The organism is Ferrovibrio sp. (genome assembly GCF_017994015.1).
Lineage (GTDB): Bacteria > Pseudomonadota > Alphaproteobacteria > Ferrovibrionales > Ferrovibrionaceae > Ferrovibrio.
Genome location: NZ_JAGOLP010000098.1, coordinates 1 through 6,664, shown reverse-complemented (window position 1 = coordinate 6,664; position 6,664 = coordinate 1). Strand labels below are relative to the sequence as shown.

5 protein-coding genes and 1 pseudogene are annotated in these 6,664 nt (G+C 63.8%); 3 read left to right on the top strand and 3 right to left on the bottom strand.

Translation table 11 applies throughout. The features are described from left to right. Positions 1-263, bottom strand: a pseudogene (locus KBB36_RS20360) (ABC transporter substrate-binding protein); the annotation flags it as partial. A 313-nt stretch (positions 264-576) separates the two neighbouring features. Here KBB36_RS20360 and atzF point away from each other — a divergent pair. Then, positions 577-2,376 (top strand): allophanate hydrolase, encoded by a 1,800-nt coding sequence (gene atzF, locus KBB36_RS20355; RefSeq protein WP_290985545.1) that lies wholly within the window; start codon positions 577-579, stop codon positions 2,374-2,376. A 1-nt stretch (position 2,377) separates the two neighbouring features. Here atzF and KBB36_RS20350 read toward each other — a convergent pair whose 3' ends face one another. After that, a complete protein-coding gene (locus KBB36_RS20350; RefSeq protein WP_290985542.1) occupies positions 2,378-3,124 on the bottom strand; it encodes a GntR family transcriptional regulator in 747 nt (248 codons plus the stop codon). A gap of 119 nt (positions 3,125-3,243) precedes the next feature. Between KBB36_RS20350 and KBB36_RS20345 the strand changes: the two genes are divergently transcribed. Further along, a complete protein-coding gene (locus tag KBB36_RS20345) occupies positions 3,244-3,927 on the top strand; it encodes an RluA family pseudouridine synthase (RefSeq protein ID WP_290985538.1) in 684 nt (227 codons plus the stop codon). Between the two features lie 2 nt (positions 3,928-3,929). On the opposite strand, the gene KBB36_RS20340 is transcribed toward KBB36_RS20345, so the two are convergent. Further along, complete coding sequence (locus tag KBB36_RS20340; protein WP_290985535.1) at positions 3,930-4,700, bottom strand: SDR family NAD(P)-dependent oxidoreductase; 771 nt, start codon at positions 4,698-4,700, stop codon at positions 3,930-3,932. A 231-nt stretch (positions 4,701-4,931) separates the two neighbouring features. On the opposite strand from KBB36_RS20340, the gene KBB36_RS20335 reads away from it, so the two are divergent. Next, positions 4,932-6,664 (top strand): transglutaminase family protein (locus KBB36_RS20335; RefSeq protein ID WP_290985532.1); only part of this gene is annotated, 1,733 nt, incomplete at its 3' end.

Genomic DNA, 6,664 nt, shown 5'->3' with positions numbered 1-6,664 from the left:
ATCTTGCTGTAATCGTACATCTGCGTGCCATCGGGCAGCGTCTTGATGCCGAAGCTGACCAGGCGGTCATACATGTTCCAGGCCGCCACATAGGAGCGGAAGCTGGTGCCAACACCATGGATATCCATGCTGTTGGGGCCATTCTCCACCAGCACCAGCAAGGTATCCTTGCGGCCCTGGGCCTGAGCGGCACCGGCGGCGCCAAGCAGCAGGCCTGCGGCGGTGAGCATTGAAGTGGCAACGAGGAAAGCACGGCGGCGCATGGCTGTCTCCAATTCGTGTCGATAGCTGTTGCACTGCAACGGGCGTGCCATGAACGCTGCTGTTGCCACAGATTGTATGCACGTGACTGATATGCTTGGGAGAATCATCCCGAGCCGGATCACAAAACTGCCCAGCAGGTCGTAATGATAAAATTATATGATGATTATTTTTTACTCATACATAGCAGGCAACATGACCAAGCAGGCGGCAGGTACTAGAAAAAATATCGCATAATTTCAAGGCAATCCTGGGTTTATGGCGCGGTACGACAGTTGCATACAACATTCCAGAAGCAAGCTTTCGGAGCCCGTCATGACCCTGCCCAGCCTAACCATCGCCGCATTGCAGGCTGCCTATACACGAGGCGAAATTTCGCCCTCCAGCCTCGTGGGACTGATCGATGCGGCCATAACGGCGCGCGGAGAGGATGCGGTTTGGCTCGCGCGCCCGAGCCTGGCTGAACTGCAAAGCCGCGCCGCCGAGCTGGAAGCGCGCGGCCCGGCCGGCCTGCCGCTGTATGGCATTCCCTTTGCCGTTAAGGACAATATCGACGTGGCCGGGCTGCCGACCACGGCGGCCTGCCCCGGCTTTGCCTTCACGCCCAATATCTCGGCCACGGCGGTGCAGAAACTGGAAGCCGCCGGCGCGATCCTGATCGGCAAGACCAACCTGGACCAGTTCGCCACCGGGCTGGTAGGCGTGCGCTCGCCCTATGGCGTGGCGGTGAATCCATTCAACAAGGATTATGTGCCGGGCGGTTCCTCCTCCGGCTCGGCAGTGGCGGTCAGCGCCGGCCTGGTCAGCTTTTCGCTTGGCACCGACACCGCAGGTTCAGGCCGCGTGCCGGCCGGCTTCAACAATATCGTCGGGCTGAAACCTTCCATCGGCCTGATCGCCGCCACCGGCATGCTGCCGGCCTGCCGTTCGCTGGATTGCATCTCGGTCTTCGCGCTGACCGTGGCCGATGCCATGGCCGTGCTTGAGGCGGCACGCGGCCCGGATGGCGTGGATGCCTATGCCCGGCCGGCGCCGGCCGGCTTCCGCGCCATGGTGCCGCCTGCCCCGGCACAGTTCCGTTTTGCCGTGCCGAGCCAGCCGGAATTTTTTGGCGATGCGGCAGCGGCGGCGCTGTTTGCTGCTGCCGTCACGCGCTTTGAGGCCATGGGCGGCGAGGCGATCCATATTGACTACGCGCCTTATGCCGAGGCCCAGGCGATGCTGTATTCACCGCCCGGCGCTGCCGAGCGCACTGCGGCCCTGGGCGATTTCCTGCGCGACCAGCCGGATGCCATCCATCCGGTGACACGCGGCATTCTGGAAAGCGGCGTCAAGGCCAGCGCGGTGGAGCTTTACCGCATGCAGCAGCGCCTGCGCGCCCTGAAGCTGCAAACCGATATGGTGTGGGGGGAAGCCGATTTCCTGCTGGTGCCAACCAGCGGCACGATCTATCGCGTGGCCGAAATCCTAGCCGAACCGCTGAAGCTGAATGCCAATCTGGGCTATTACACCAACTTCGTGAACTATTTCGATCTCAGCGCCCTGGCGGTGCCCAATGCAATGCGGCCCGATGGCCTGCCCAGCGGCGTAACCCTGATCGCCCCGGCTTTCCACGAAGCCCGCCTGGCGGCCTTCGGCGCGGCCTTTCAGACCGCAGCCGGCCTGCCGCTCGGCGCCACCGGCCAGCCATTACCAGCCACCATCACCACTGCCGCACCGGCCTGGCCGGAGATTGCCGTAGCAGTGTTTGGCGCCCATATGCGTGGCCAGCCGCTCAATCCGGAACTGGTCGGGCTGGGCGGCCGCTTTGTCGCCGAGGTGCAAACCACAGCGGATTACCGGCTCTATCGCATCGATGCCGGCGGCCCGCCGCGCCCGGGTGTGCTGCGCGTGGCCCAGGATGGCGTTGCCATAACCGGCGAAATCTGGCACCTGCCCACCGCCGGCTTCGGGGCTTTTGTTGCCGGCATTCCGGCGCCGCTCGGCATTGGCAGCGTGCAGCTTGCCGATGGCAGCTATGTTAAAGGCTTCCTGTGTGAAGCCGAGGCAACGCGCCAGGCCGAGGATATTTCCCGCTTTGGCGATTGGCGCGCTTATCGTGCCAGCCTGAAATAACTCAGCCGGCTTCGGCCTCGCCCGGCGCCTGCTGGCGCCGGCCCTCGATCAACGTGACGGAAGCCACGCTGACCTTGCCGACATGCTCGCGCATGCAGGTTTCGGCGGCCAGTGCGTCGCCGCGCAGCACCGCTTCCACGATACGGTCATGCTCGGCAAAGGAATTGCCGAGCCGGCCCAGCACCTGGAACTGGCTGCGGCGGAACGGCTGCACCCGGCGCCGCACCGATAACGTGGTTTCTTCCAGGAAGCGATTATGCGCGCCGCGATACAGCGCCGAGTGAAAGGTCAGGTTGGCGGCATCGTAATCCTCGATGCGGGCCTCGCGCACATGCTCCAACGAACGGCGATGCAGCGTCTCGAAGTCGCGCCGCTCGCCGGCATCCATGCGCAAAGCCGCCAGCCGGGCGCATAAAGCCTCCAGTTCCGACATCACCTCAAACATCTCGGCAATACGCTGCTGCTCCGGAAAGGCCACGATCACGCCGCGATGCGGGCGATATTCCGCCAGGCCAACGGCGGCAAGCTGGCGCAGGGCTTCGCGTACCGGGGTGCGCGACATGCCATAACGCTCGGCCAGGTCATGCTCATCCAGCCGGCTGCCGGGCGGCAATTCACCCGCCATGATGGCATCGGCCAGCCGGCGCCGCAGATCGTCGGCCAGGGTGGGCCGGCCACCGGATCGGCGCGGGGCATCGTCGATCGAAAGGTCGAGCAGGATCTTGCGGGTTTCGGACGTCACGGTCACAACACTTCTGCCTAAGGATGAACTGACTCTGTAAGCCAACCCTAGCGAATACCGTGCCAAGTCTGGCCGGGCCATCTTGGCTATCGTTTGCCGGCGCGCTTCATGCTACCACAGCCTTCATGGACCAGATTGATCCTACCGCCCTGGTGTTGCACAAGGATTCCTGCCTGCTGGTGCTCAACAAACCGGCCGGGCTGGCGGTGCATGGCGGGCCGAAAACCCCGGAAAGCCTGGAAAACCATCTACCAGCGCTGAGCTTTGGCAATCGCTTCACGCCGCAGCCGGCGCATCGCCTGGATCGTGATACCAGCGGCTGCCTGGCGCTGGGCCGCCATGCCAAGGCGATGACCCGGCTGGGCCGCTTATTCGCCGAGCGGCTGGTGGGCAAAACCTATTGGGGCATCGTGCAGGGCCAACCGCCGCAGCCCAAAGGCCGCATCGATCTGGCCTTGCTGAAAGTGCAGCATCGCCAGGGCTGGCAGATGCAGGGCAATGCAGCCGGCCAGGCCGCCAGCACTGAATATGAAATATTAGGACAGGCCAACGGGCAGACCTGGCTGGCCTTCCGGCCGCTCACCGGACGCACGCATCAGATTCGAGTGCATGCGGCAGCACTGGGCTGCCCGTTGCTGGGCGACACGCTGTATGGCCCACCCGGCGCGACCGACATGGCCGCTGGGCTGATGCTGCATGCGCGGCAATTGACCATCCCCTATTACGCGGAGCGTGCGCCGGTGCGGGTGGAAGCGCCGCCGCCGCCGCATATGCTGACACGGCTGGCGGCACTCGGCTTCAACATCTGACGCTAGCCCTTTGCCAGCATCTGGCCACCATCCACCACAATGGTCTGGCCGGTGATCCAGCGCGCCAGATCAGAGGCCAGAAACAGCGTGGTATCAGCGATTTCCTCAGCCGTGCCGAGGCGGCCGAACGGGATCGAGGCCAGCGTGGCATCGTAAAGCGGCCGGTTATGCTGGCGTGCCTGATCCCATACGCCGCCGGGAAATTCAATCGAGCCTGGCGCAACGCAATTCACCCGGATCTGCTGCTTCGCCAGCAAGGCGGCCTGGGTCTGCGTATACTGGATCAGCGCCGCCTTGATGGCGCCATAGGGCGGTGTGCGCGTGGTGGCCACCAGGCCGGCGATGGATGAAATATGGATGATGCTGCCGCATCCGGCACGCTCGATATGCGGCAGCGCGGCGCGGCTGGCGCGCACCGTGGCCAGCAGGTCAACATTGATCGCCGCCGCCCAGCCCTCTTCATCGTCGCTGCGGCCAAAGCCGGAGGCATTGTTGATCAGGATGTCGATGCCGCCCAGCGCCTGCGCCGCCGCTTCGATATAAGCCGCCACTGCCTTGCCATCGGCCAGATCGCAGGGCGCGCCATGGCCCTTGGCGCCAAGCGCCGAAATTTCCGCCACCGCATTATTCACCCCCTCGGCGCCGCGCGCGCAGAGCGAAACCGCTGCGCCGCCGGCCGCAAAGCCCAGCGCGATGGCGCGGCCGATGCCCCGGCTGCCGCCCGCCACTACCACGCGCTTGCCGACGAAGGCGTCTTTGAAAATTGTTGTCATGCTTGCCGCTCCTTGCGATTTGACTGCCCACAGGATAGCGCTTTCACCCTGGCTTGCTAGCCACGTCGGTATATGTGCCTAAATATTGACCATATCGCCGCCTCATTGGGCGCAATTGTATCCACCGATTTTGTTTAGCCTGCGGATTCTGCTTGCACTCTGCACGGCATACCGATTGCATTCATGCTGGGGTCAGAACCCTAGGGTTTCTTGTGAGCATGGCGGGGAAGAATGAGCATTCAGGTTGCGCTGCACCATCGCACCACGTATCGCTATGACCGCCTGATCAATCTGGGGCCACAGAGCGTCCGCCTGCGGCCGGCGCCGCATTGCCGCACGCCGATCCTGAGCTATTCGCTGACCATCTCGCCGAAAGAGCATTTCATCAACTGGCAGCAGGACCCGCAGGGCAATTACCTCGCCCGGCTGGTTTTCCCGGAACGCACCGACCATTTTGAAGTAACGGTGGACCTGGTTGCCGATATGGCGGTGATCAATCCGTTCGACTTTTTCCTCGAACCCGAAGCCGAGACATTCCCCTTCGACTATGACCCGGCCTTGCAGGAAGACCTGGCGCCATTCCGCAGGCTTGATCCGCCCGGCCCGCTGCTGGCGAAATGGCTCGCCAGTGTGGACCGCAGCCCGCAGCGCACGGTGGACTTCCTGGTTGGATTGAACCAGCGCCTGGCCAATGAGATCAAATATCTGATCCGGCTGGAACCTGGCGTGCAGACCGCCGAGGAAACCCTGGGCAATGGCAGCGGTTCGTGTCGCGACACATCATGGCTGCTGGTGCAGGCTTTGCGCCATCTCGGCCTGGCGGCGCGTTTTGTCTCTGGCTACCTGATCCAGCTGGTAGCTGATGTGAAGCCGATTGAAGGCCCGGAAGGGCCGAAAGAGGATTTCACCGACCTGCATGCCTGGTGTGAAGTGTATCTGCCCGGCGCCGGCTGGATCGGACTTGACCCAACTTCTGGCCTGATGGCCGGCGAAGGCCATATCCCGCTGGCCGCCACGCCGGAGCCACAATCGGCAGCGCCGATTTCCGGCATGCTGGAGGAATGCGAGGTTGAGTTCGGCCATGTGATGAACGTGCGCCGTTTCCATGAAACGCCGCGCGTCACCAAGCCGATCAGCGATGAAGCCTGGGAAGCCATGCTGGCGCTCGGCGACAAGGTGGATGCGGCGCTGAACCGCGCCGACCTGCGCCTGACCATGGGCGGCGAGCCGACCTTTGTGTCCATCGACGACATGGAAGGCGCGGAATGGAACACCGCCGCGCTGGGCCCCAACAAACGTATCCTGGCCGGCCGCCTGCTGCGCCGCCTGGCCGACCGTTTCAGCAGCGGCGAATTGCTGCATTACGGCCAGGGCAAATGGTATCCTGGCGAACAATTGCCGCGCTGGGCATTATCCTGCCATTGGCGCCGCGATGGCGAGCCGATCTGGAAGGATCGCGCCTTGCTGGCCGCCGACGAGGATGCCGGCGACGGCGCCAGTGAAAGCGATGCCGATATCTTCTCTGCTGCGCTGGCCGAGCGTTTGCAGGTTGATCCCGGCCATCGTATCCCGGGCTTTGAGGATGCCTGGTATTATCTCTGGCGCGAGCGCCGGTTGCCGACCAATGTTGATCCGTTCAAATCGCGCCTGGGCGACCCGCAGGAACGCGCCCGGCTGGCACGGATTTTTGAACAGGGGCTGGAGAAAGTGGTGGGCTACACCCTGCCGCTGCTGGCCGAGCCGGTGGCCGGCAATGGCCGCACACGCTGGCGCTCCGGCCCGTGGTTTTTCCGCCCGCAAACCATGTTCCTGCTGCCAGGCGACAGCCCGATGGGCTATCGCCTGCCGCTCGACAGCCTGCCCTGGTCGGCGCCCGGCGACATGCAATTCCAGTATGAGCGCGACAGCATGGCAGACCGCCCGCCGCTGCCGCCACATGATGTGTTCAGCGAAGCCAACAAGAT